At 57.9% G+C, this 24,004-nt stretch carries 23 protein-coding genes; 7 read left to right on the top strand and 16 right to left on the bottom strand.

Annotated elements, in window-relative coordinates:
• Window positions 1-77 precede the first annotated feature (77 nt).
• The 4 genes from bfr to pyrC form a co-directional block, all read right to left on the bottom strand.
• Window positions 78-548 carry a bacterioferritin gene (bfr, locus tag AC54XV_RS20340; protein ID WP_002554851.1) on the bottom strand — a complete coding sequence of 157 codons (471 nt, stop codon included), beginning with the start codon at window positions 546-548 and terminating at the stop codon, window positions 78-80.
• Window positions 549-748: 200 nt separating this feature from the next.
• Window positions 749-967: a bacterioferritin-associated ferredoxin gene (locus tag AC54XV_RS20335; protein WP_003350768.1), complete on the bottom strand. Its 219-nt coding sequence runs from the start codon at window positions 965-967 to the stop codon at window positions 749-751.
• Between the two features lie 209 nt (window positions 968-1,176).
• A complete protein-coding gene (gene rnt, locus AC54XV_RS20330; RefSeq protein ID WP_003412908.1) occupies window positions 1,177-1,854 on the bottom strand; it encodes a ribonuclease T in 678 nt (225 codons plus the stop codon).
• Entirely contained in the window at window positions 1,851-2,894 is a 1,044-nt protein-coding gene (gene pyrC / locus AC54XV_RS20325) for a dihydroorotase (RefSeq protein WP_496717186.1), read from the bottom strand. Before pyrC ends, rnt begins: the two co-directional genes overlap by 4 nt.
• A 149-nt stretch (window positions 2,895-3,043) precedes the next feature.
• Here pyrC and AC54XV_RS20320 point away from each other — a divergent pair, with 149 nt between their 5' ends.
• Together AC54XV_RS20320 and AC54XV_RS20315 are read left to right on the top strand one after the other, a co-directional pair.
• Window positions 3,044-3,946, top strand: coding sequence for a flagellar protein MotY (locus tag AC54XV_RS20320; protein ID WP_011268722.1), 903 nt, complete (start codon window positions 3,044-3,046; stop codon window positions 3,944-3,946).
• 120 nt (window positions 3,947-4,066) lie between these two features.
• Window positions 4,067-5,284, top strand: a complete 1,218-nt coding sequence (locus AC54XV_RS20315) for an argininosuccinate synthase (RefSeq protein WP_003363593.1) — start codon at window positions 4,067-4,069, stop codon at window positions 5,282-5,284.
• A gap of 383 nt (window positions 5,285-5,667) precedes the next feature.
• Here AC54XV_RS20315 and AC54XV_RS20310 read toward each other — a convergent pair whose 3' ends face one another.
• The gene (locus AC54XV_RS20310; protein WP_024652099.1) at window positions 5,668-6,195 is read right to left on the bottom strand and encodes a hypothetical protein; all 528 of its coding nucleotides are present in this window, start codon (window positions 6,193-6,195) and stop codon (window positions 5,668-5,670) included.
• Window positions 6,196-7,466: 1,271 nt separating this feature from the next.
• Between AC54XV_RS20310 and AC54XV_RS20305 the strand changes: the two genes are divergently transcribed.
• Window positions 7,467-8,093: a response regulator transcription factor gene (locus tag AC54XV_RS20305; RefSeq protein WP_002554843.1), complete on the top strand. Its 627-nt coding sequence runs from the start codon at window positions 7,467-7,469 to the stop codon at window positions 8,091-8,093.
• Window positions 8,094-8,249: 156 nt separating this feature from the next.
• Here the strand turns inward: AC54XV_RS20305 and AC54XV_RS20300 are convergent, their stop codons facing one another.
• The 4 genes from AC54XV_RS20300 to metG form a co-directional block, all read right to left on the bottom strand.
• Entirely contained in the window at window positions 8,250-8,432 is a 183-nt protein-coding gene (locus AC54XV_RS20300) for a PA3496 family putative envelope integrity protein (RefSeq protein ID WP_011268720.1), read from the bottom strand.
• Window positions 8,433-8,538: 106 nt separating this feature from the next.
• A complete protein-coding gene (gene nth, locus AC54XV_RS20295) occupies window positions 8,539-9,177 on the bottom strand; it encodes an endonuclease III (protein WP_003405450.1) in 639 nt (212 codons plus the stop codon).
• On the bottom strand, window positions 9,174-10,049 hold the full coding sequence (gene rsxB, locus AC54XV_RS20290; RefSeq protein ID WP_024639296.1) for an electron transport complex subunit RsxB: 876 nt from the start codon (window positions 10,047-10,049) through the stop codon (window positions 9,174-9,176). The genes nth and rsxB overlap by 4 nt, the downstream gene beginning before the upstream one ends.
• 128 nt (window positions 10,050-10,177) lie before the next feature.
• A complete protein-coding gene (gene metG / locus AC54XV_RS20285; RefSeq protein WP_058398689.1) occupies window positions 10,178-12,226 on the bottom strand; it encodes a methionine--tRNA ligase in 2,049 nt (682 codons plus the stop codon).
• 185 nt (window positions 12,227-12,411) lie between these two features.
• On the opposite strand from metG, the gene apbC reads away from it, so the two are divergent.
• On the top strand, window positions 12,412-13,506 hold the full coding sequence (gene apbC / locus AC54XV_RS20280; RefSeq protein WP_003405454.1) for an iron-sulfur cluster carrier protein ApbC: 1,095 nt from the start codon (window positions 12,412-12,414) through the stop codon (window positions 13,504-13,506).
• 143 nt (window positions 13,507-13,649) lie between these two features.
• Here the strand turns inward: apbC and AC54XV_RS20275 are convergent, their stop codons facing one another.
• Window positions 13,650-13,859 carry a cold-shock protein gene (locus tag AC54XV_RS20275; protein WP_002554837.1) on the bottom strand — a complete coding sequence of 70 codons (210 nt, stop codon included), beginning with the start codon at window positions 13,857-13,859 and terminating at the stop codon, window positions 13,650-13,652.
• A gap of 319 nt (window positions 13,860-14,178) precedes the next feature.
• Here AC54XV_RS20275 and dcd point away from each other — a divergent pair, with 319 nt between their 5' ends.
• A complete protein-coding gene (dcd, locus tag AC54XV_RS20270; protein WP_002554836.1) occupies window positions 14,179-14,745 on the top strand; it encodes a dCTP deaminase in 567 nt (188 codons plus the stop codon).
• Window positions 14,746-14,858: 113 nt separating this feature from the next.
• On the top strand, window positions 14,859-15,080 hold the full coding sequence (locus AC54XV_RS20265; protein ID WP_003405455.1) for a hypothetical protein: 222 nt from the start codon (window positions 14,859-14,861) through the stop codon (window positions 15,078-15,080).
• A 65-nt stretch (window positions 15,081-15,145) separates the two neighbouring features.
• Here the strand turns inward: AC54XV_RS20265 and pdeM are convergent, their stop codons facing one another.
• Together pdeM and AC54XV_RS20255 are read right to left on the bottom strand one after the other, a co-directional pair.
• On the bottom strand, window positions 15,146-15,802 hold the full coding sequence (gene pdeM / locus AC54XV_RS20260) for a ligase-associated DNA damage response endonuclease PdeM (protein ID WP_011268716.1): 657 nt from the start codon (window positions 15,800-15,802) through the stop codon (window positions 15,146-15,148).
• Window positions 15,799-18,291: a ligase-associated DNA damage response DEXH box helicase gene (locus tag AC54XV_RS20255; protein ID WP_032656770.1), complete on the bottom strand. Its 2,493-nt coding sequence runs from the start codon at window positions 18,289-18,291 to the stop codon at window positions 15,799-15,801. The genes pdeM and AC54XV_RS20255 overlap by 4 nt, the downstream gene beginning before the upstream one ends.
• Before the next feature lie 742 nt (window positions 18,292-19,033).
• Here AC54XV_RS20255 and AC54XV_RS20250 point away from each other — a divergent pair.
• Window positions 19,034-20,409, top strand: a protein-coding gene (locus tag AC54XV_RS20250) for an IS3-like element ISPsy9 family transposase (RefSeq protein ID WP_099081513.1) whose coding sequence is annotated in 2 segments (ribosomal slippage) — window positions 19,034-19,505 and window positions 19,505-20,409 — 1,377 coding nt in all. Because the reading frame shifts where the segments join, the coding sequence is not laid out codon by codon here.
• A gap of 204 nt (window positions 20,410-20,613) precedes the next feature.
• On the opposite strand, the gene AC54XV_RS20245 is transcribed toward AC54XV_RS20250, so the two are convergent.
• Genes AC54XV_RS20245 through AC54XV_RS20230 form a run of 4 tightly spaced genes read right to left on the bottom strand, consistent with a single transcriptional unit; the run spans window position 20,614 to window position 23,954 of the window.
• Complete coding sequence (locus AC54XV_RS20245; protein ID WP_003412889.1) at window positions 20,614-21,378, bottom strand: ABC transporter ATP-binding protein; 765 nt, start codon at window positions 21,376-21,378, stop codon at window positions 20,614-20,616.
• Window positions 21,379-21,387: 9 nt separating this feature from the next.
• Entirely contained in the window at window positions 21,388-22,506 is a 1,119-nt protein-coding gene (locus tag AC54XV_RS20240; protein ID WP_032656767.1) for a succinylglutamate desuccinylase/aspartoacylase family protein, read from the bottom strand.
• 12 nt (window positions 22,507-22,518) lie between these two features.
• A complete protein-coding gene (locus AC54XV_RS20235; protein ID WP_032656765.1) occupies window positions 22,519-23,229 on the bottom strand; it encodes an ABC transporter permease in 711 nt (236 codons plus the stop codon).
• Complete coding sequence (locus AC54XV_RS20230) at window positions 23,226-23,954, bottom strand: ABC transporter permease (protein ID WP_032656763.1); 729 nt, start codon at window positions 23,952-23,954, stop codon at window positions 23,226-23,228. The genes AC54XV_RS20235 and AC54XV_RS20230 overlap by 4 nt, the downstream gene beginning before the upstream one ends.
• Window positions 23,955-24,004: the final 50 nt, after the last annotated feature.

Raw genomic sequence — 24,004 nt, 5'->3', positions numbered from 1 at the left:
TCCAGCATGGTTTTACACACAAGAAAAAGCCCGCTCTCGATTGAGGCGGGCTTTTTCATTGCGGCGCGATGGGGGAATCAGTCACCCATCTGCGACTGCAGGTAGTTCTCGATACCTACCTTGACGATCAGACCCAACTGAGTCTCCAGCCAGTCGATTTGCTCTTCCTTGGGCTCAAGGATGTCTTCCAGCAGCTCACGGCTGCCGAAGTCACCGACGGTCTCGAAGTGAGCGATCGCGGCTTTCAGATCGGCCAGACCTTTTTGCTCGATCTTCAGGTCGCACTCCAGCATTTCCTTGGTGTGCTCACCGATGAGGATCTTGCCCAGGTCCTGCAGGTTTGGCAGCCCTTCCAGAAACAAGGTGCGCTTGATCAGCTTGTCAGCGTACTTCATCGCATGGATGGACTCTTTATATTCGTGGCCACCCAGCTTTTTCAGACCCCAGTCTTCGTACATGCGCGCATGCAGGAAATACTGATTGATAGCGACCAGCTCGTTCCCGAGGATCTTGTTGAGATGCTGGATGACGGTAATGTCGCCTTTCATGTTCGAGGTCCTGCCGGTGGCTTGTGTATATAAGTGCCGAGTGTGAGCTGCGCTTAAACGTCTGTCAAACCTAAGTTGTTGAATAATAAGTGAAATTAAATAGGAATAAGAATGTTTGAGTTCCGCATCTTGACGCTAAGCGCTTGAATTACAGACATAAAAAAACCGGACGTGGTGTCCGGTTCTTTAAAAGAGGGGATTCAGGCAGCTGAAAATTTTGCCGGATAGGCCAGCAAGGCATGGCTGGTTTGCAGCTCGGTCAGCGTATCACGCACCACTTCCTTTGCCAGGCAGGCGCATTTTCCACATTTACTCGCAACACCCAGTGTTTCACGGACTTCACGATAACTGCAGCAGCCTTCCAGAATTGCATCCCGGATTTGACCGTCGGTGACACCTTGGCAGAGGCAAACATACATAAGCTATGGACCGTCGCTGGTTTATTGCTTGGTGCCGAGGAGCTTAATGTTAATGAGAATGCTTGTCAAAACTGTTTTGGGTTGTATTCAGGTCGAGCGATGAGCGGTTGCTTTCGCGAGAATCGCATCATTTGTCCGCCCTCTGGATCGTCCCGCTGCAGACATGAAAAAACCGGCGCAAGGCCGGTCCATTCACAGACGTAACGACGTCAGTCGTCGAAATCTTGCCAACCGCCCATTTCTTTCCAGCGATTGACGATGCCGCAGAACAGCTCGGCGGTCTTCTCGGTGTCGTAACGGGCCGAGTGCGCCTCGCGTCCGTCGAAGTCGATGCCGGCAGCCTGACAGGCCTTTGCCAGTACGGTTTGACCATAGGCCAGGCCGGCGAGGGTGGCGGTGTCGAAGCTGGAGAACGGGTGAAACGGATTGCGCTTCATGTCCATCCGCGCGACGGCGGCATTGACGAAGCCGAGGTCGAAGCTGGCGTTGTGGCCGACCAGCACCGCGCGTTTGCAGCCATTGGCCTTGAGGGCCTTGCGCACGCCGCGGAAGATGTCGTTCATCGCGGTTTCTTCGCTGACGGCCATGCGCAGCGGGTGATCGAGCTTGATGCCGGTGAACTCCAGCGCCGCCGCTTCGATGTTGGCACCCTCGAACGGTTCTACGCGGAAGAAATAGGTGTGTTCCGGGAACACGAAGCCTTTTTCATCCATGCCGATCGTCACCGCAGCGATTTCCAGCAAGGCGTCGGTGGCTGAATTGAAGCCGCCGGTTTCTACGTCGACGACCACTGGCAGGTAGCCGCGAAAGCGCGCCGCCATCGGGTGACGGGAACCGCCGCCACCGCCGTGGCCTTCGTGTTCGTCGTCAAAATGATCTTCACTCACGCGTGTTCCTCCAGACGCCAGCGCAGTGTTTCACCTGCGCGCAGCGGGATAACGGTCAACTCGCCAAACGGCAGGCTGGCAGGGGCGGTCCACTCGTCACGCACCAGCGTGATGGTGTCCTGATTGGCGGGCAAGCCGTAGAACGCCGGACCGTGAAGGCTGGCGAAGCCTTCCAGCTTGTCCAGAGCGTTACGCTGCTCGAAAGCTTCTGCATACAGTTCGATGGCTGCGTAGGCGGTGTAGCACCCGGCGCAACCGCAAGCGTTTTCCTTGGCATGCTGGGCATGCGGCGCCGAGTCGGTGCCCAGGAAGAACTTGCCGCTGCCGCTGGTGGCCGCGTCGAGCAGGGCTGTCTGATGAGTATTGCGCTTGAGGATCGGCAGGCAATAGAAGTGCGGACGAATCCCGCCGACCAGCATGTGGTTACGGTTGTACATCAGATGATGCGCGGTGATGGTCGCCGCGACATTGGCTGAAGCTTCATTGACGAACTGCACCGCTTCACCGGTGGTGATGTGTTCGAACACCACTTTCAGGGTCGGGAAGCGCTCGACTACACGGCGCAGGTGCTCATCGATGAAGACCTTCTCGCGATCGAATACGTCGATTTCGCCACGTGTTACTTCCCCGTGCACCAGCAGCAGCATGCCGACGTCGGCCATGGCTTCGAGGGCGGGGAAGATCTTGTCGATGCTGGTGACACCGGAATCGGAGTTGGTGGTCGCGCCGGCCGGATACAGCTTGGCCGCATACACGAAGCCACTGGCCTTGGCGGTGCGGATGTCGTCGGGCGTGGTCTGGTCGGTGAGGTACAGCACCATCAATGGCTCGAAGCGGCTGCTGGCCGGACGTGCCGCCAGAATGCGCTGGCGATAGGCATCGGCTTGCTGCGCGTTGCGTACCGGAGGCACGAGGTTGGGCATGATGATTGCGCGGCCAAAAGTTCGCGCTACGTCAGCAACGGTATGAGGCAAGACAGCTCCGTCACGGAGGTGAATATGCCAGTCGTCGGGACGCAGGAGGGTCAGGCGGTCAGACATTGGGGATTCCAGGCGGGTCAAACTCGCTGGGAATGCTACCGGAAAAGACTCTCTCAGGCATCCGCTATCAAGTTTTGCATGAAGTTACCGATAGCTCCCTTGTCAGTCGGTAATTTTCTGTTTCGCGTTCATTTCCAGTGGAGCCTCCCGTGCGCCAGCGATATTTAGCCCTGCTCAGCATGTTTGCCAGCCTCCCGGCGATGGCTATCAGTTTCCAGACGCGTCTGGAGAGCATTGAGTGGAAGGTCGAAGGCGATCAGTTCGAGTGCCGCCTGACTCAACCGATCACCGACTTCGGGGCCGGTGAGTTCGTGCGCCGAGCGGGCGAGCAGGCGACGTTTCGCCTCAAGGCTTCATACAACATGCTCGGTAACGGCTCTGCGACGCTGCTGGCCGCTGCGGCACCGTGGCAACCGGGTCGCGGCGATATCAACCTGGGATCAGTGCGCGTCAGCAATGGCGATATTCCCTTCAATACCTCCCAGGCCCAGGCCGGCCGCCTGATCAGTGGTCTGATGGACGGGCGCAGTCCGCTGATTCGCCATTACACCCGGGATGGCGGCCAGATGGAGGTACGTCTGCTGCCGGTCAAGTTCAGCAAGGCATTCAGCGATTACCAGGCATGCACTGCCAAGCTGCTGCCGATGAACTTCGATCAGATCAAACAGGCTGAAGTGGGTTTCCCTGGCGGCGGTATCGAACTGGATGCCCGTGCCAAGGCGCGCCTGGATAACATGGTCGCCTACTTGAAGGCTGACCCGACCGTGAACCGTATCGAACTGGACGGTCATTCGGATAACAGCGGCAATCGCCTGACCAACCGTGACCTGTCTCGCCGTCGCGCGCTGGCGGTCATGGATTATTTCAAGGCTCAGGGCGTTCCCGAGCAGCAAATCACCCTGCGCTTTCACGGCGAACGTTACCCATTGGCGCCCAACACCAACGAAGCCAATCGTGCGCGCAACCGTCGGGTGAATGTGCACCTCGAGCGTGTTGCGCCCGATGAGCGCCCGGTGCCGGTTGCGTCTGCCAGCGCAGCGCACACCTCTTAAAGCCTGTAAAAAGCATCTGTCAGACGTCGCCTTGTCGTCACAAGCTGTCGCGCCCCTGTAAATTTGCTGGTTTGAACGGTAGAATCAGCGGTTTTCCGTACAACCCGGTGGAGTGATGGCATGGCGGACGTAAACAAGGTAGTTCTCGCGTATTCCGGTGGCCTGGATACTTCGGTAATCCTCAAGTGGCTGCAAGATACGTACAACTGCGAAGTGGTGACCTTTACCGCTGACCTGGGTCAGGGTGAAGAAGTCGAGCCGGCACGCGCCAAGGCTCAGGCCATGGGCGTGAAAGAAATCTACATCGATGACCTGCGCGAAGAGTTCGTGCGCGATTTCGTCTTCCCGATGTTCCGTGCCAACACTGTCTATGAAGGCGAGTACCTGCTGGGTACCTCCATCGCCCGTCCGTTGATCGCCAAACGTCTGATCGAGATCGCCAACGAAACCGGCGCTGACGCCATTTCCCACGGCGCAACCGGCAAGGGTAACGACCAGGTACGTTTCGAGCTGGGTGCCTACGCGCTCAAGCCAGGCGTCAAGGTCATCGCTCCGTGGCGCGAATGGGATCTGCTGTCGCGTGAGAAACTGATGGACTACGCCGAGAAGCACAACATTCCCATTGAGCGTCACGGCAAGAAGAAATCTCCGTACTCCATGGACGCCAACCTGCTGCACATCTCTTATGAAGGCGGCGTGCTGGAAGACACCTGGACAGAGCACGAAGAAGACATGTGGCGCTGGACCAAGTCCCCTGAGGACGCGCCAAACGTTGCGACCTACCTTGAGCTGACCTATCGCAATGGCGACATCGTTGCCCTGGATGGTGTCGAAATGACCCCGGCCACTGTGCTCGCGACCCTGAACCGCATCGGTGGCGAAAACGGTATCGGCCGTCTGGATATCGTTGAAAACCGTTATGTGGGCATGAAGTCCCGTGGCTGCTACGAGACGCCTGGTGGCACCATCATGCTGCGTGCTCACCGCGCCATCGAGTCGATCACCCTGGACCGCGAAGTCGCCCACCTCAAGGACGAACTCATGGCCAAGTATGCCAGCCTGATCTACACAGGTTACTGGTGGAGCCCTGAGCGTCTGATGTTGCAGCAGATGATCGACGCGTCCCAGGTTCACGTGAACGGCGTTGTGCGTCTGAAGTTGTACAAGGGCAATGTGATCGTCACCGGTCGCAAGTCGGATGATTCGCTGTTCGACGCCAACATTGCCACGTTCGAAGACGACGCAGGTGCCTACGATCAGGCCGATGCAGCGGGCTTCATCAAGCTCAACGCATTGCGCATGCGGATTGCCGCCAACAAGGGCCGCAAGCTGTTCTGATACAGCAAGTTGTTCGACAAGTGCAGCCCGTTCAGGGCTGCACTGCAAATAATATCGACAGGGTTATTCCTTCCGGGCGTCATGTAAAAAGACGCTAAGTCAGTGTCGTCATAATGGTTGATAGGCAGGGTATATGTGCGATGCAAGGTAGCCTTATGCCGGTAGGGTTATGCCTGTTTTACCTTGCATTCTCAGCGTGCAGCGGTCGCCAGGCGCGTCAAGTATTGAATCTTTGAAGACCTTCTTACGATTAGCGTCGAAAAGGGCGTATTTGTTTTAGTCTTTTCCTACAACAGCTGTGGAAGTTCAGGGCAGGGAATAACAGGGTTTTCCATCGGCTCCCTGATACGTATCGCAGTCTGCTTCTTTTTTTGCGTCGTTATTCAGAGCTTGTCGCTCTCCCGTCGTTGGCTGAACTCAAATCGATAGGCCTTGCCAATACCGAGTACCTGACGAAGGCTCAGATCGAGTATCCGGGCTATCTCGGACGCGGTGTAGCCCAATGCCGAGTAGTGCATGGCGTGACCTGCAACGACGTCATCGATATCCGTAACGTCATCGAGGGCCTTCCTGCGCGGGGTAAGCAGGGGCTGGCTGAGGTTGATGGTCACGCCATTTTCTGTGGCCAGCCGGCGCACATCCCTTTTACTCATTCGCAGTGAATACTGTAGCGCGGTAAAACCGGCGCCCTTGGCCGCCAGGTACCTCAGTTGCTGCACTTTACCCGCGAGTTCAAGCCCCTGTTCCTGCGCAGGTTTTGTACGAGGTGATGACGGGGCGGCCAATTCAGCGGTCTCTCCTTCGGGAATGACTGCAACAACACCACCGCTGGCAATAAAGGCTTCTACTGCGGTGGCGAGATCAGACGCGGTGGGCGTTGATGACCGCGTACGAGTGTATTTAGTGTTCATGGTACATCCCTTTTTGAACATGGTTATACACAGGGGCCATTCAAAAAGTTGCCAGGCGCCCCGGGAGTTTGCAGAGAGCAGCGATGCCGGATCGGCTATATACCCAGTGCCCGAACTCATTCGGACGCGCACTACATGAAGCCTGCTTAAATGCATCGCTGATGAAGTACACAAGTACAGTACGCAGCGACGGTGTTTCATATAGCTGCGCGTGTTCAAGGGCAGTAAGTAATGAAGTTGCTGTTAAAAAAGTAACGACTGGTAATAAAATTTGCAAGGGAAAAATAGCGGGTTACAAGAATTGATTGGGCGGTTTTTATAATGTCTTACGGGTTGTAATGTTGCGTCCGCTAATCGTGTAGTCCGTTTCCTATTCGAAAGAATGCGTCTGGCTTTGAAATGAAAAATGGTATTTGCTACTTGTCGAAAGACCTACTGATGGTCTTGAATGATGTAGGCTAATGCTAGTGTGTATGTAAGATTTTGCGACAGTGAGACTGTGGGCTTGTTGAGCATAGACATGTCAATGAGCGGTTCGTAGCGGTGTGGCACGTTGCTGCCGTGCGTTTTGTTTGTAGGATTTTTCTTGCTGTTCTGTGAGGTCTTTCCTTAAATAAATATTTGTACGAAAATCTGTAAATAATGTGTAATTTTTAAACCTTGTTTACGTATTTAGCGTGTGGGATGCATCCAGTAGTCTTCGATCATATGTCTGCAGGCTAGGGCATCCGCATGCAGAAGCTTTTCAGTCGCCCTGCTACAGGGGCGTTATGTGCAGGTGTCGCTTTCCACTCCGCAGACCGGTTACAAGGGGCTGTGACAGCAGCTGTGCTCTATCGGGCACAGGGAACGACCTGTTTTCTTAATGATTCAGCTAAAGGGAATTGGTTTTACATTGCTGGCGATAAGCCATGTATTGGTCGGTTTGTGACACTGATGCAGGAATGTTCCGGCAATACTTTTAACCGGTGTGGCAGGGTCACCTTTGAATGTAAGCGTTCGGTGGGCGCCTGTTGCACGCATTTATCTACTGATGTTGCGATGCTTGTGCCGCGGCTATCAGCAACACATTCACCAGGTTCCCAAAAGGAAGGCTTTGTGAGAATTAATAAAAAATGTACGTTCCTGCCAAGTATTGTAGGAAGTTTCTGCTGTAATTGTAGGAACGGTCTTTGGCTGTCAGTCCACAAGGGTGAGCGCCATGCAAAGCAGTAAACGACTAAGTTATTGTGCTGGCTCTGAAAATTCGAATAGCGAAAAATGGACTGCCCATGAATAAAGTGCTGATCGTGGATGATCATCCCGTCATTCGCCTTGCTGTACGCATGCTGATGGAGCGTCATGGCTATGAGGTCATCGCGGAGACTGACAACGGTGTGGATGCGCTGCAACTGGCGCGTGAGCACCTCCCGGATATCGTCATTCTTGATATCGGTATCCCCAAGCTCGACGGGCTGGAGGTGATTGCCCGTCTGTCAGCCATGACGCTGCCATTCAAGGTGCTGATCCTGACCTCCCAGGCGCCAGGCCATTTCTCCATGCGCTGCATGCAGGCCGGGGCCGCCGGCTATGTCTGCAAACAGCAGGATCTGACCGAACTTCTCAGTGCCATCAAGGCGGTACTGTCAGGGTACAGCTACTTTCCCAACCAGGCATTGCACACCGTTCGCTCCAGTATGGGCAACGCGAGTGAGTCGGACATGGTCGACCGACTTTCCGGCAGGGAGATGATGGTTCTGCAGCAGTTGGCTCGAGGCAAGACCAACAAGGAAATTGCAGACGGCATGTTTCTGAGCAACAAGACCGTCAGCACCTATAAAACGCGTTTGTTGCTCAAGCTCAACGCGCATTCGCTGGTCGATCTGATCGAGCTCGCCCAGCGTAACGGGCTTGTCTGAGTAGGGATTGTCGAAAAGGGTTGTGGCTGATGCCTGGCCATGCAGGTCAGCCATTCAGTATTCATTTCCTGTATTGATCACGTATTGAAGCCTCTTCTGCGAGAGGCTTCAAATGTCTTGATCGAGCAGGGAGTCAATGCGGGATTTCAGGCCTGCCTAGAAATCGAAGTCGTAATCAGCCAACTGCTTCTGCAAACGCCGCTCTTCAAGCAGGTTGTCGATGGTGCGTCGTTTGCTCAGGTTGGTCTTCGCTGGCTCGACAGTCGCGGGTTCTGTGTCGTCCGTGTCGATGGAGACAAGGTCGTCGTCTACATCCAGTTGTTCGTTGTCATTGCTCATGAAGTCGACTCCAGGGCTTGGGCTCTCTGGCGCTTCTTATATCGACAATCCACAGGTCGGTAAAAAAGATTTTTTCAATCGCCAGGACAGCAATGAGCTGTCTGGCTCAATCGTCGGACGTTTTTGCCTTGTAATCGCACAGGTCTTCTATACGGCAACTGCCACATCGCGGTTTACGGGCCTGGCAAACATAGCGCCCGTGCAGAATCAGCCAGTGATGAGCGTCGAGCAGGTAGTTTTTCGGCACAAATTTCATCAGTTGCCTTTCCACCTCCACCACATTTTTCCCTGGCGCGATGCCTGTGCGGTTACTGACGCGGAAGATATGCGTGTCTACCGCCATCGCGATCTGGCGGAAAGCGGTGTTGAGCACAACGTTAGCGGTTTTGCGCCCGACGCCCGGCAACGCCTCGAGTGCTTCTCGGGTTTGCGGTACTTCACCGTTGTGCAGTTCCACCAGCATGCGGCAGGTTTCGATCACGTTTTTGGCTTTGCTGTTGTAGAGGCCGATGGTCTTGATGTACTCGGAAAGCCCCTCTACACCCAGTTCATAGATGGCCTGTGGGGTGTTGGCTATCGGGTAGAGCCTGGCAGTCGCCTTATTGACGCTTACGTCGGTGGCCTGGGCGGAAAGGATGACGGCTATCAACAGTTCGAAAGGCGTGGTGTAGGCCAATTCGGTTTTTGGGTCCGGATTGTCCTCATGCAGCCTGCGAAAGATTTCCTGGCGTTTTGCGGCATTCATGGGCGGAGCTTTTCCTCGGAATGAGCCTGTGCGGGGGGCGGTAGAAGCGCTGCAAGTGCCTGCTCGGCAGCTTCGTATTCGCGCTGCAATTCCACAAGCCTGGCGGCCTGCTCCGCAATGGGAGGGTGCCCAAATGCCTTGAGTGACTTGTTGAGCTGCGCGCGGCTCATGGCCAGGGCAATCCGGGCTTTTTTCACTGCTTCATCCGGACCGGCAGGCTTGTCGTTCCGGGCGAGTGCGGCGGCGGATCGAGGCAGCACGTCACGAGCGGATTCAACGCGCTGCGACCGCGCAAGGCGCTCTGCCAGCCGCGTTTGCTGCTCGCGGTGCAAGCGTGCATTTCGGGCTTCGAAACGCATCCGCGCGTTGCTACGCTTGCGCTGCCGCGCCTCCTGCAGCTCGGGAGTAGGGGCCAGACCACCCACGACGGGCGTGACCGTTGCCAGTGGCAGCGGGTGCATTTCAATGCAATCCACCGGGCATGGAGCAATGCACAGATCACAGCCTGTGCATTCATTGATAATCACGGTGTGCATAAGCCTGGCTGCGCCGAGAATGGCGTCCACGGGGCAGGCCTGAATGCATTTGGTACAACCGATGCACTCTGCTTCGCGAATGAAGGCAACCTGCGCAGGTGCAGTGCCGCGTTGCAGGTCCAGTGTCAGGACCGGAACAGACAGCAGTTCGGCCAGCTGGACTATCGTTTCGTCGCCGCCCGGTGGGCATTTGTTGATGGCTTCACCGCCAGCGATACCTTCGGCGTAAGGCTTGCAGCCGGGATGGCCGCACTTGCCGCACTGAGTCTGCGGCAGGAGGGCGTCGATACTGCGGATGAGGTCCACGTCGGGAAGCAGGCGAATCAATTCAGTCATGATCTTGCCAGGTGACCAACAGGTGTTCTGTCTATTGAGAGAGCAGCATTATCGGACAGATCAGGGAGCTTGCGAATGCGTAAAGGCCCGGTATCTGCCTGATGGCAGGATACCGGGCCTTGCGTTTTTTACTTGATGCGCTGGCCTGGCTTGGCGCCGCTGTCCGGGCTGAGCAGATAGATCTCCTCACCGCCGGGGCCTGCAGCCATCACCATGCCCTGCGAAATACCGAAACGCATTTTTCGCGGCTTGAGGTTGGCGATCATCATGGTCAGACGGCCTTCGAGTTCGGACGGGTTCGGGTAGGCGCTCTTGATGCCGGAAAAGACATTGCGCTGCTCGTCGCCGATGTCCAGGGTCAGGCGCAGCAGTTTGTCGGCACCCTCTACATGTTCGGCCTTGAGAATCAGCGCGACGCGCAGGTCGATGGCGGCAAAGGCGTCAAAGTCGATTTCCGCCGACAGCGGGTCCTTGGCGAGTTCGCCATTACCGGCAGGCGCGGTGTCCGCCGACGAGTCGGTAGCGGTCAGGTCTTCCTTGGAGGCAGTGGCCATGGCCTCGACCTTGACCGGGTCGATACGGGTCATCAGTGCCGAGAACGGGTTGAGCTGATGATTGGCCAGCAAGGTCTTGTGGTCTTCCCAGGTCAGTGGTTCGACGTTGAGGAATTTTTCTGCATCGGCGGCCAGATTCGGCAGGACCGGCTTGAGGAAAATCACCAGTTGGCGGAACAGATTGATGCCCAGCGCGCATACGGCCTGGACCTCATCCTGCTTGCCTTCCTGTTTGGCCAGCGCCCATGGCGCTTTCTCCGCGATGTAGGCATTGGCGCGGTCCGCCAGAGCCATGGTTTCGCGCATGGCGCGGGCGAAGTCGCGGGCTTCGTAGGCGTCGGCGATGCTGGGTGCAGCCGTCAGAAACGCGTCGGTCAGTTCGGGCGCCGCATTGGTTTCGACCATCACACCGGCGTTGCCCTTGTGAATGAACCCGGCGCAACGGCTGGCGATGTTGACGACCTTGCCGATCAGGTCGGAGTTGACCTTTTGCACGAAGTCTTCGAGGTTCAGGTCCAGGTCGTCGACGCCACGGCCCAGCTTCGACGCGTAGTAATAGCGCAGGTACTCGGGCGGCAGGTGGTCGAGGTAGGTACGCGCCTTGATAAAGGTGCCACGCGACTTCGACATCTTCTGACCATTGACGGTCAGGTAGCCGTGGACGTTGATGCCGGTCGGTGTGCGCAACTCAGCACCTTCCAGCATGGCTGGCCAGAACAGCGCATGGAAGTTGACGATGTCCTTGCCGATGAAGTGATAGAGCTCGGTGGTCGCGCCCTTTCCCCAGTACGCATCGAAGTCCAGGTCCGGACGACGTGCGCACAGGTTCTTGAAGCTGGCCATGTAGCCGATTGGCGCATCGAGCCACACGTAGAAGTATTTGCCGGGCTCGTCGGGAATTTCAAAGCCGAAATAGGGCGCATCGCGGGAGATGTCCCACTGTTGCAGGCCACTGTCCAGCCATTCGGCGATCTTGTTGGCAACGGCATCCTGCAGGGTGCCACTGCGTGTCCAGCTCTTGAGCATGGCGTCGAATGCAGGAAGGTCGAAGAAGAAGTGCTTCGAGTCCTTGAGCACCGGCGTGGCCCCGGAAATCGCCGACTTGGGGTCTTTGAGGTCCGTCGGGGCATAGGTGGCGCCGCACTTTTCACAGTTGTCGCCGTACTGGTCCTCGGCCGCGCATTTCGGGCAGGTGCCCTTGATGAAGCGGTCGGCCAGGAACATTTTCTTTTCCGGGTCGAAGTACTGGGTGACCGAGCGCGTCGCGATATGACCGGCATCGCGCAGACGCTTGTAGATCATGCTCGACAGCTCGCGGTTCTCGTCCGAGTGCGTCGAGTGGAAATTATCGAATTCCACCAGGAAGTCGGCAAAGTCGGCGCTGTGCTCGGCCTTGACGTTGGCGATCAGTTGCTCTGGCGTAATGCCTTCCTTTTCGGCGCGCAGCATGATTGCCGAGCCATGGGCGTCGTCCGCGCAGACATAAATGCATTGATTGCCGCGGTGCTTCTGAAAACGCACCCACATGTCGGTCTGGATGTACTCGAGCATGTGGCCAAGGTGAATGGAACCATTGGCATAGGGCAGGGCGCTGGTAACGAGAATCTTGCGTGGCTCGGACATGGGGCTCGGCTACTTGAAGTGAAACGGAGACCGGCCACTATAAAGGTCTGAACGATTTTTTTCACCCGTGCGGTTGTGGGAATGCTCCTGAAAGGCTGGGCGCAGTTCAGTGAAATCATGTGGGCTGCTGGCAGAACAGGTACGATAGTCGGCTGTTCCAGTCAGTCTTTTTACGGAGTAAGCCCATGAGCGCAGTCAATCGCGCAGCGGTGGAGACGATTCTTCGCCAGTACACCGACCCCTATCTGAATCAGGATCCGGTCACTGCCGGTTGCGTGCGGTCCATCGATATTCAGGGGGCACAGGTCAGCGTGCAACTCGAATTGGGCTATGCCGCCGACCTGTTCAGGAACGGTTGGGCGCACGTGTTGAAAACTGCCATCGAGAATCTGGACGGTGTCAGTTCGGCCACGGTCGCCATCAGCAGCGTGATCAGCGCGCACAAGGCGCAGAGCCAGATTCCGGGGCTTGCCAATGTGAAAAACATTGTCGCCGTCGCGTCCGGCAAGGGCGGTGTCGGCAAGTCCACTACCGCCGCCAATCTGGCCTTGGCGCTGTCTCGCGAGGGCGCCCGCGTCGGAATCCTCGATGCCGATATCTACGGACCGAGCCAAGGGGTGATGTTCGGTATTCCCGAAGGTACGCGACCGAAGATCAAGGATCAGAAGTGGTTCGTGCCGGTCGAGGCGCATGGCATCGAGGTGATGTCGATGGCTTTTCTGACCGACGACAATACGCCGATGGTCTGGCGCGGGCCGATGGTTTCAGGAGCGTTGCTGCAACTGGTCACGCAGACTGCCTGGAATGATCTGGATTATCTGGTCATCGACATGCCGCCCGGCACCGGTGATATCCAGTTGACGCTCGCGCAGAAAGTCCCGGTCGCCGGTGCCGTAATTGTCACCACACCGCAGGATCTGGCTTTGCTGGATGCGAAAAAAGGTGTCGAGATGTTCCGCAAGGTCAACATTCCGGTGCTGGGCGTAGTGGAAAACATGGCGGTGCACATTTGCTCCAACTGCGGCCATGCCGAGCATCTGTTCGGTGAGGGTGGCGGCGCGAAGCTGGCGACGCAGTACGATGTCGAACTGCTGGCGTCACTGCCGCTGTCGATGCTGATTCGCGAGCAGGCAGATGGCGGCAGGCCTACGGCGATTGCCGAGCCGGAGAGTCAGATTGCGATGGTGTATCAGGAACTGGCACGTCACGTCGGTGCACGGATCGTGTTGCAGGAAGCTGCAAGTCCGGCCATGCCGACCATTTCGGTAAGCGACGACTGATTGTATGGCGGTGATCGGGCGGGGGAGGTGCTTCTCTCGTTCCGGTCAGCTGTGCAGCAGGTGCTCAAGCCGCGAGAGGTCAAAAGACGGACAATAAAAAACCCCGCTTTTAAGGGCGGGGTTTTTAAGCGAATCAGTACAAGTTAGATAACTTGAACTTCTTCAGCTTGCATGCCTTTCTGACCGCGGGTAGCGATGAAAGAAACCTGTTGGCCTTCTTTCAGGCTTTTGAAGCCGTCGGATTGGATAGCTTTGAAGTGCACGAACAGGTCGTCACCGGATTGTGGAGTGATGAAGCCGAAGCCTTTTTCATCGTTGAACCACTTAACGGTACCAGTTTGGCGATTGGACATAGTAAATCTCCTTGGACAAAGTTAACTGCGGCGTAGGAAGAGCCCTGGCCGAGACTGAGTGCAAAGAGCTGGAAAATTCATGGAGATGGTTGGATCGAAATTCAACATCGTGTAGAGATTCTCAGTGACACAAGCAACACAGTGACGCCACCTTAACCCTTTTTTCCGAACGTGCCAATGGTCTGTTGATGATTATTTCCATTCGCGGCGAAACAGCCCGGCCGGTCACGCAAACTCGCGATCTGTTGCCTTTGAACCGTCGGCCTCAGCCCGGTAAGATGCCGGATATCTTTTTCACCTCGCTATTCAGGACACCGCCATGAGCATCAAATCGGACAAGTGGATTCGCCGCATGGCGCAGGAACACGGGATGATCGAGCCCTTCGTAGAGCGCCAGGTACGTGGCGAAGGTGCTGATCGGGTGATCTCTTTCGGGGTGTCCAGTTACGGCTACGACGTGCGTTGCGCCGACGAATTCAAGGTGTTCACCAACATCAATTCGGCCACGGTCGATCCGAAAAACTTCGATGAAAAAAGCTTCGTCGATATCAAGAGCGACGTATGCATCATCCCTCCCAACTCGTTCGCACTGGCGCGCACCGTCGAATATTTCCGCATTCCGCGTAACGTTCTGACCATCTGCCTGGGCAAGAGCACCTACGCGCGCTGCGGCATCATCGTCAATGTCACGCCGCTCGAGCCTGAGTGGGAAGGCCATGTGACGCTGGAGTTTTCCAACACCACGACACTGCCGGCCAAGATCTACGCCAACGAGGGTGTGGCGCAGATGCTGTTCCTGGAGTCCGATGAGGAGTGTGAAGTCTCCTACAAGGATCGGGGTGGCAAGTACCAGGGCCAGCGTGGCGTCACCCTGCCGCGTACCTGATTTGCGGTCCAGGTGACTAGTGGAATTGAATTAATACTCTATTTCGCACTCTATCTGCTCACATGCTTTCGCATAATTCATTACGTGCGACGGCCTTTGATCTGGAGTGCCCTATGAAGACTACTTTCAAAATCTCTGAACAGGTTCAATCTCCGCTTAACGAGATCGGGTTACTCGCCTGGTCATTGATGGCTCATTCCGATCTCAGCCCGGAGCTGAACATGGTCGGCGGCGGGATCCCGGGTGATCCAGGCCCCGACACGCCGTTCCCGGAGCCTACCGAGCCAGGCGGTCCTACTGTTCCTGACGAGCCGCCACCCGCACCTGTGGCCTGATCATCACAAAACTGCCTGCTGCGCTCGCGAGCGGCAGGCAGTTTTGTATGTGGCGACCGTTGCCGCTATGCCACTCGCCACACTGCATCACCGCCGGTCACATAGATCGTGCTGTCCGGTGCCGGGCGAATCTGAAAACCGCCGGTAAATTCACCGAAGGCCGGCAGCAGGCTGACGCGCTGGCCCAGGTAGAAGCACGCCAGCCGCAAGCTTTGCCGACCGCGACCGTTTAGCCGATACACCGGATGAACATGCCCGGCCAGTACATGCAGGTCAGGGTGCGCATCGGGCTCGTGCTGCAGGGCAAAGGGCCCAAGCGCCAAGGGCTCGGGAACCACATCGATGCCCAGGTAGGCAGGCGGGTCGCCGGCCCGCTTGTCGTGGTTGCCGCGGATGAGTGTGATGCGCAGTGTCGAGCGCTCTGCCCGCCATTGTTCCAGCGCTGCCAAGGTGCCGACTGCGTGAGACTCCGGCGCGTGCAGGAAATCGCCCAGAAAGATCAGATGATCGCAGGGATAGGCATTCAGAAGGCTGTCCAGGCGGCGCAGATTCGCCTGTGTAGTGCCGTGCGGCACCGGTTGGCCGAGCTTGCGATAGGCGGCCGCCTTGCCAAAGTGCGCGTCGGCAATCAGCAAGGATCGTTCGGCAGGGTAGTAGATGGCCTTGTCGGCCAGCAACCACAGTTCTTCTCCTGCCAGCGTGACAGCAAGATACGGCGTCATCGTTCAGGCTCCGGGCCAGCGGCTTTCTCCAGATCGCGAACCATGCGCGCGATGCGGTCGGCAAGTTTCTCCGAACTGAGGCTTTCGCGAAAGCGTTCGACCAGCAGTGGAAAGGCCAGCGGGGTCGCGCGTTTTATAGCGTGCAGGTCCAGCGTGCGGCTGTTGATCTGGCGCAACGTCAGCTCCAGGCGCTGCAGGTCCAGTTCCTGACGCAGGACTTCCTGTTCGGCCTGAGTTAGCAGCATGTTGTCAGCGTCGTATTGCTTGAACACCTCGAAAAACAGTCCGCTGGATGCCTGAAGCTGACGATTGCTCTTGGCCGCGCCAGGGTAGCCGGAAAACACCAACCCGGAGATACGCGCGATTTCCCGAAAGCGCCGCAGGGCCAGCTCGCCAGCGTTCAGGCTGGCGATGATATCGGGTAAAAGATCCGTTTCGCTGAACAGCTCGGCCTGCAACGTCTGCGACCAGTCGATCTCGCTGGCGCTGAGCAGCTCCAGCCCGTAGTCGTTGACGGCGATGGAAAAGGTCAGCGGCCGATGCCGGCTCAGGCGCCAGGCCAGCAGGCTGCCCAGCCCCAGGTGCACATGACGGCCGGCGAACGGGTAGAGGAATAGATGCCAGCCTTCGCGGGATTTGAGTGTCTCGGCCAGCAACGTGTCGCGTCTCGGCAGCCCTGACCAGTGCTGCTGCACTTCCAGCAGGGGTTTGATGGCGCGCATTTCCGGGCTGTTGAATTGGCCCCGCGCAGCGGCATCGAACTTCTCCACCACTGCATCTGCCAGTTCGCTGGACAGCGGCATCCGACCGCCATTCCAGCGTGGCACGGCGGCTTTCTTGCCGGTCGCGCGCTTGACGTAGGCCGTCATGTTTTCTACTCGAACCAATTCCAGTAAGCGTCCGCCGAACAGAAAGCCGTCACCGGGTTTGAGTCTGGCGATAAAGCCTTCCTCGACGCTGCCCAGAGAGCCACCACCGCCGCCTTTTTTCCAGTATTTCAGGTTGACGGTGGCCTCACTGACGATGGTCCCCACGCTCATGCGGTGGCGTCTGGCAAGACGCGCATCAGGGACCCGCCAGACGCCGTCCTCGTCGGGTTCGGCGCGGCGGTAATCGGGGTAGGCGGTCAGTGAGTGGCCGCCGTTGCGGACAAACGCCAGCGCCCATTGCCATTGCTCGTCGCTGAGGTTGCGGTAAGCCCAGGCGCTGCGTACTTCGGCCAGCAGCTCTTCGGGCAGAAAACCACCGCCCAGGGCGATGCTGACCAGGTGCTGGACCAGCACGTCCAGCGGCTGGTGTGGTGACTCACGGGGCTCGATCATCCGAGCTTCGACGGCGTCATGTGCAGCAGCGGCTTCGACCAGTTCCAGGCTGTGGGTCGGCACCAGCGTCACGCGCGAAGGGCGACCCGGCGCGTGGCCCGAACGACCGGCGCGCTGCATCAGGCGCGCGACACCTTTGGGCGAGCCGATTTGCAACACGCGCTCGACCGGCAGAAAGTCCACGCCCAGGTCCAGGCTGGAGGTGCATACCACGGCCTTGAGTGCGCCTTCTTTCAACGCGCGTTCGACCCAGTCGCGTACCTCTCGGGCCAGCGATCCATGGTGCAGGGCAATCAGCCCGGCCCAGTCGGGGCGGGCCTCCAGTAGCGCCTGATACCATATTTCCGACTGCGCCCGGGTGTTGGTGAACACCAGACAGCTCGCGCTGCTTTCCACCTCGGCGACGACCTGCGGCAACATGCGCAAGCCCATGTGCCCGGCCCACGGGAAGCGTTCGATGGAAGACGGCAACAGCGTATCGACCTGCAAGTCCTTGACGATCTTGCCTTGCACGGTCACGCCGCCGTCGCCGATCAGCACCTGCTGCGCGTGTTGCTGATTACCCAGCGTCGCGGAAATGCCCCACACGATCAGCTGTGGATTCCAGCGCCTCAGGCGGGCAAGGGCCAGTTGCAACTGCACGCCACGCTTGTTGCCGATCAGCTCGTGCCATTCGTCCACCACCACCATCTTCAGCGTCGACAAGGCGACCTGAGCGTCGGCACGGGTCAGCAGCAGCGTCAGGCTTTCAGGGGTGGTGATCAAGGCCGAGGGCAGCCGCCGGCTCTGCCGGGCGCGTTCACTGCCGCTGGTATCGCCGGTGCGCAAGCCGACCGACCAGGGGATATCCAGTTCGGCCAGTGGTGCCTCAAGGGCCCGGGCGGTATCGGCGGCCAGGGCGCGCATGGGCGTTATCCACAGGACACTCAGCGGTTCAGCAGGCGGTTTGCGTTTGCGGGGTTTGTTGTCAGCGGTGAGCGTATTGGCTTTGGCGAAGCGGTTGAGCGCGGCGAACCACACGGCGTAGGTCTTGCCCGAGCCGGTGCTGGCATGCAGCAAACCGGACTCGCCATTCTTCACCGCTGCCCAGACCTCTTTCTGAAACGCAAAGGGCTTCCAGCCCCGGGCGAGAAACCATCGTCGAGCGAAATCGGTGGGTCTGCTCATCCGTCTGAGTGTGCTCTGAGTGGCGTTAAGTCAGAGACAGCAGAGAAAGGGTAATAGTTTAAATGGTTATGTGGCTGATCGTTCCTGGATTGACTATCGTGCCGATGCTCCGCGGCGGCATGCCGTTCCGGACGCTCTGCGTCCTCTTGATGACGCGGAGCGTCATGAAATGCGTTCCCACGCTGGAGCTTGAGGAACGATAGTCGTCAGGGGTAACACCATGACTATCGTGCCGATGCTCCGCGTCGGCATGCCGTTCCGGACGCTCTGCGTCCTCTTGATGACGCGGAGCGTCATGAAATGCGTTCCCACGCTGGAGCTTGAGGAACGATAGTCGTCAGGGGTAACACCATGACTATCGTGCCGATGCTCCGCGTCGGCATGCCGTTCCGGACGCTCCGCGTCCTCTTGATGACGCGGAGCGTCACGAAGTGCATTCCCACGCTGGAGCGTGAGGAACGATAGTCGTCAGGGATAACACCATCATGCCGATGCTCTGCGTCGGCATGCCGTTCTGGACGCTCTGCGTCCTCTTGATGACGCGGAGCGTCACGAAGTGCATTCCCATGCTGGAGCGTGAGGAACGATAGTCGTCAGGGGTAACACCATCGTGCCGATGCTCTGCGTCGGGCATGCCGGTCTGGACGCTCTGCGTCCTCTTGATGACGCGGAGCGTCACGAAGTGCGTTCCCACGCTGAGTGGTGTGACCCCCGAAGGTTGGATGCAACCTTTGGAGGCGTCATGGGTAAATATACAGAGCAGGCAAAACTCGCAGCCGTGAAAGAGTATTGTGCCGGCAAGGCAGGTTTGAGGGATGTTGCGCGTCGCCACGATGTGGACTTTTCCTGCCTTCGTCAGTGGGTCGCGGCTTATCAGATCCACGGCCCAGCCGCTCTTAAAGAGAAAAGGCGGCAGCGTTACAGTGACGAATTCAAGCTAGCTGTTTTGAAGCGCATGCATGATGAGCGATTATCACTGCGCCAGACAGCGGCCTTGTTCGATATCCGTCAGTTCGGCATCATCAATCTATGGCAGCGCCTTTTTGACGAAGGTGCTCTTAACGCATCCTCAAAGCCCCCTAAGAAAGTTGGACGCCCAAGAAAGATGACGACGCCCCTTCCCCCTGTGAACTCCGCTCCGATCAACGATGAATCGCGCTCGCGTGACGAGTTGCTTGCCGAGGTGAAGCAACTGCGGATGGAGGTCGATTATCTAAAAAAGCTCGATGCCTTGGTTCAGAAGAAGCAACGAATAGCGCAGCAGAAAAAGCGCAAATCGTGATGGAACTGAGGCCTTTACATTCTCTGGACGGCCTGCTGAAGTTTGCCGGTCTGGCACGCAGCACTTTTTACTATCAACAAAAGGTACTGCTGGCAGATGACAAATACGCCGGGCTGAAAGACCTGATTCAGGCAACTTTCTACGAGCACAAGGGCCGGTATGGCTATCGTCGCATCACGGCAGCGTTGCGCAGGGCGGGCCATCTTGTGAACCACAAGACGGTGCAGAAACTAATGGGGCAGCTAGGCCTGAAGAGCCTGATACGCGTGAAGAAATACCGTTCCTACAAAGGCGAAACAGGCAAGGCCGCGCCTAACCTGCTAAAGCGTGATTTCAAAGCGCAATACCCTAACCAGAAATGGGCCACCGACGTGACCGAATTCAAAGTAGGAGGCCAGAAACTTTATCTGTCGCCGATCATGGATCTGTACAGCGGCGAAATCATTTCCTATGCGATTGCCAGGCGCCCGCTGTACTCCATGGTCGACGAAATGCTTGAAGGAGCATTTAAGCGGCTTGGACCGCATGAAAAGCCGATTTTGCATTCCGACCAGGGTTGGCAATATCGGATGCCTATTTACCAGCGACTGCTCAATGAGAATTCGATCGCAGCCAGCATGTCGCGCAAGGGTAACTGCTACGACAACGCGGCTATTGAGAGCTTTTTTAGCACGCTGAAATCCGAATTTTTCTACCTGAACAAATTTAACGATCTGGATGAGCTTCAAGCGGGTATCGAAGAGTACATTGAGTATTACAATCACTCACGCATAAAACTGAAGCTTAACGGCCTGAGTCCTGTGGAATACAGAATGCAGGCCGCCAAGGCAGCGTAGGTGGATAATTGTCCAACCTTCGGGGGTCACACCAGAGCGTGAGGAACGATAGTCGTCAGGGATAACACCATCGTGCCGATGCTCCGCGTCGGCATGCCGTTCTGGACGCTCTGCGTCCTCTTGATGACGTAGAGCGTCTTCCACGCTTGAGCGTGGGAACGAGATTTGAGGGGGGATCCAGACGTGTGTACGCAGCAATCCGTGCTACTTCAGATTGCCGCTCAAGAACTGCTGCAAACGCTCGCTTTTCGGGTTGTTGAGGACTTCATCCGGATGGCCGGATTCTTCGATCTGGCCCTGGTGCAGGAATACCACCTGGCTCGCCACCTTGCGCGCAAAGCCCATTTCGTGGGTGACCAGAATCATTGTCCGGCCTTCTTCAGCCAGGCCTTGAATGACCTTCAGCACTTCACCAACCAGCTCCGGGTCCAGCGCGGATGTAGGCTCGTCGAAGAGCATGATTTCCGGCTCCATCGCCAGCGCACGGGCGATGGCCACGCGCTGCTGCTGACCACCGGAAAGAAACGCAGGATACTGATCGGCGACACGCTCCGGCAGACCGACCTTTTCCAGGTATTTGCGCGCGCGAGCCTCCGCTTCGGCCTTGGGCACGCCCAATACCCGGCGCGGCGCCATGGTGATGTTTTCCAGCACGGTCATGTGCGCCCACAGGTTGAAGTGCTGAAACACCATCGCCAGCCGCGTGCGGATACGCTGCAGCTCATCCGGGTCGGCAACGCGCATGCCGTCCTTGTCGCTGACCATGCGCACTTGCTTGCCATCCAGGCTCATCGCCCCGTCACTGGGCTGTTCGAGAAAGTTGATGCAGCGCAAAAAGGTGCTCTTGCCGGAGCCACTGGCGCCGATCAGACAGATGACGTCACCGCTGCTGGCCTTGAGCGATACGCCTTTGAGCACGTGGTTGTCGCCATAGCTTTTGTGCAGGCCATCGATGGTCAGTTTGTACATGACAGGTCCTCAAGGAGAAAGTAGATAGCCGCTGCGATAGGCGTGGGTGCCGGCGATATGCGCAATGACCATGCCGGCAGTCGCCATGCGGCGCAGGGAACGCGCATACAGCAGGCCTGCGTTGAGGGCATGGATGCAGGTCACGGTGTCGCTGATCGGGTCGATGACCTCGGCAATCAGCTGGCCGGCCTCGACGTGTTCGCCGGGCATCGCGCAGAACACCAGCAGGCCGCCGACCGGCGTAGCCACCGGTTCGACCGCTGCCAGTGGCGTAGCGGGGTAGAGCAGTTCGGGGAGTGGCTGCAGATCGCCGTCAATGATGCCGGCATCGATCAGGTAATGAATGATCGCCTGACAGTCGCGGCTGGCCAGCGCATGGTTGACATCGCCTTGCCCGCGCAGCTCCAGGGTCACTGAAAAGCTGCCCATGGGCATCGGAAAGCGCTCGCCAAAGCGTTGCTGCAATTGCCACCAGACCAGCGTGAAGCACTCATCGAACGACTGCCCGCCTGAGTCGGTCGCCAGCAGGCTGGCTTGCGCGCCCAGGTAGCGGGATAAAGGTTCGACTTTCGGCCAGGCCTCGGGCGTGGTGTACAGGTGCTCGACCGACTCGAAATCACAGTGCAGGTCCAGCACCATGTCGGCATCGCAGGCCAGGCGCTGCAGGGTCAGGCGCAACGAATGCAGCTGGGTGGTCGCCGGTACGGCATTCAGCGCCGCCAGCAGGCTGTCCCTGACCAGCGCGCGGTTGTGCTCTGCGTCGGCAGTGAGTCGGGCTTCGATGTCATCACCGACCTGAGTGCCGAGGTCGCTGAACCAGCGATTGAAGTTCTGGCCGCTTTCCAGCTCGTAGCGGCCCAGCGGGGTGTCCATCAGCACCTGTTCCAGACCGATCGGGTTGGCGACGGGCACCACAACGATTTCGCCCAGCAGGCGACCGGCATTTTCCAGCTCGGCCAGACGCTGCTTCAGGTACCAGGCCACCAGCATGCCCGGTAGCTCGTCGGCATGCAGCGACGCCTGAATATAGACTTTGCCGGCGCCGTTTTGCGGGCCGTAATGGAAGCTGTGGATTTGCCGGCCAGTGCCGGGCACTGGCGACAGCAAGTCATGGGTGTGATGGCGCATGTTCAGTCCTGATTAATGGGCTGGGCCGAGAAAGGCCAGCCAGCGGCGTTCGGCAAGGCGGAACAGCCCGACCAGAATGAACGTCACGGTCAGGTACATGACGGCGGCGATACCGAAGGACTGGAACGTCATGAAAGTGGCAGAGTTGGCATCCCGCGCCACTTTCAGGATGTCCGGCACCGTGGCGGTAAAGGCCACAGTGGTCGAGTGCAGCATCAGGATCACTTCGTTGCTGTAATACGGCAGAGAGCGGCGCAGCACCGACGGCATGATCACGTAGGCATAAAGCTTCCAGCCGGTCAGGCCGTAGGCCTTGGCCGCTTCGACTTCGCCGTGGGCCATGCTGCGGATCGCCCCGGCAAAGATCTCCGTGGTGTAGGCGCAGGTGTTCAGGGTGAAAGCCAGGATCGTGCAGTTCATCGCATTGCGAAAGAACGCATCGAGCATCGGCTGTTCACGCACCGCGGCAAGGCTGTAAATGCCGGTGTAGCAGATCAGCAGCTGTATATAGAGGGGCGTACCGCGAAACAGGTAGGTGTAGAACTGCACCGGCCAGCGCACCCAGCGGTTTCTCGACACCCGCGCAATGGACAGCGGGATCGACACGCAAAAGCCGATGACGATGGAGGCGCTGAGCAGCCACATGGTCATCGCCAGACCGGTGACGTTGACGCCATCTGTATAAAGGAAGGGTTTCCAGTATTCCTGCAGCAATTCGATCATCGCTGTGCCTCCCGGCTGCCTGCGGAGTAATACCGCTCAGCCCAACGCAGGGCGAAGTTCGAGGCACTGGTGATCAGCAGGTAAATCAATGCTGCCAGCACCAGAAAGTAGAACAACTGATAGGTGCTCTTGCCCGCATCCTGTGACGCCTTGACCAGATCGGCCAGGCCGATGATCGATACCAGCGCAGTCGCCTTGAGCAGCACCTGCCAGTTGTTGCCGATACCCGGCAGCGCGTAACGCATCATCTGCGGGAACACAACGTAACGAAAGCGCTGGCCGCGTTTCAATCCATAGGCCGTCGCTGCTTCCACCTGACCGCGAGGCACGGACAGAATCGCGCCGCGAAAGGTCTCGGTGAAGTACGCACCATAGATGAAGCCCAGCGTGATGACGCCTGCGCCGAACGGGTTGATCTCGATGTATTCCCATTCCATCGCGTCGGTCAGCATGGTGAGCCAGGTTTGCAGGCTGTAGAAAATCAGCAGCATCAACACCAGGTCCGGAACACCGCGGATCAGTGTCGTGTAAATTTGCGCCGGCACGCGCAGCAGCGCAGAGCTCGACAGTTTGGCGCTGGCCCCGATCAGTCCGAGCAAAATGCTCAGCGCAAGCGACAGCACAGCCAGTTTGACGGTCATCCAGGTGCCTTCCAGCAACAGCGGGCCAAAGCCCTTCAGGCTGAATGCCGAGAGTCCCAGGTTTTGCATGAGTGCATCGAGCATGGATAGGCCTTGTTACCAACAAAAACGCCCACCGATCGGGCGACGAATGA

The organism is Pseudomonas fragariae (ex Marin et al. 2024), from assembly GCF_059621105.1.
Note: the sequence above shows the minus strand (reverse complement) of the source record. Positions and strands in the feature narration are given on the sequence as shown.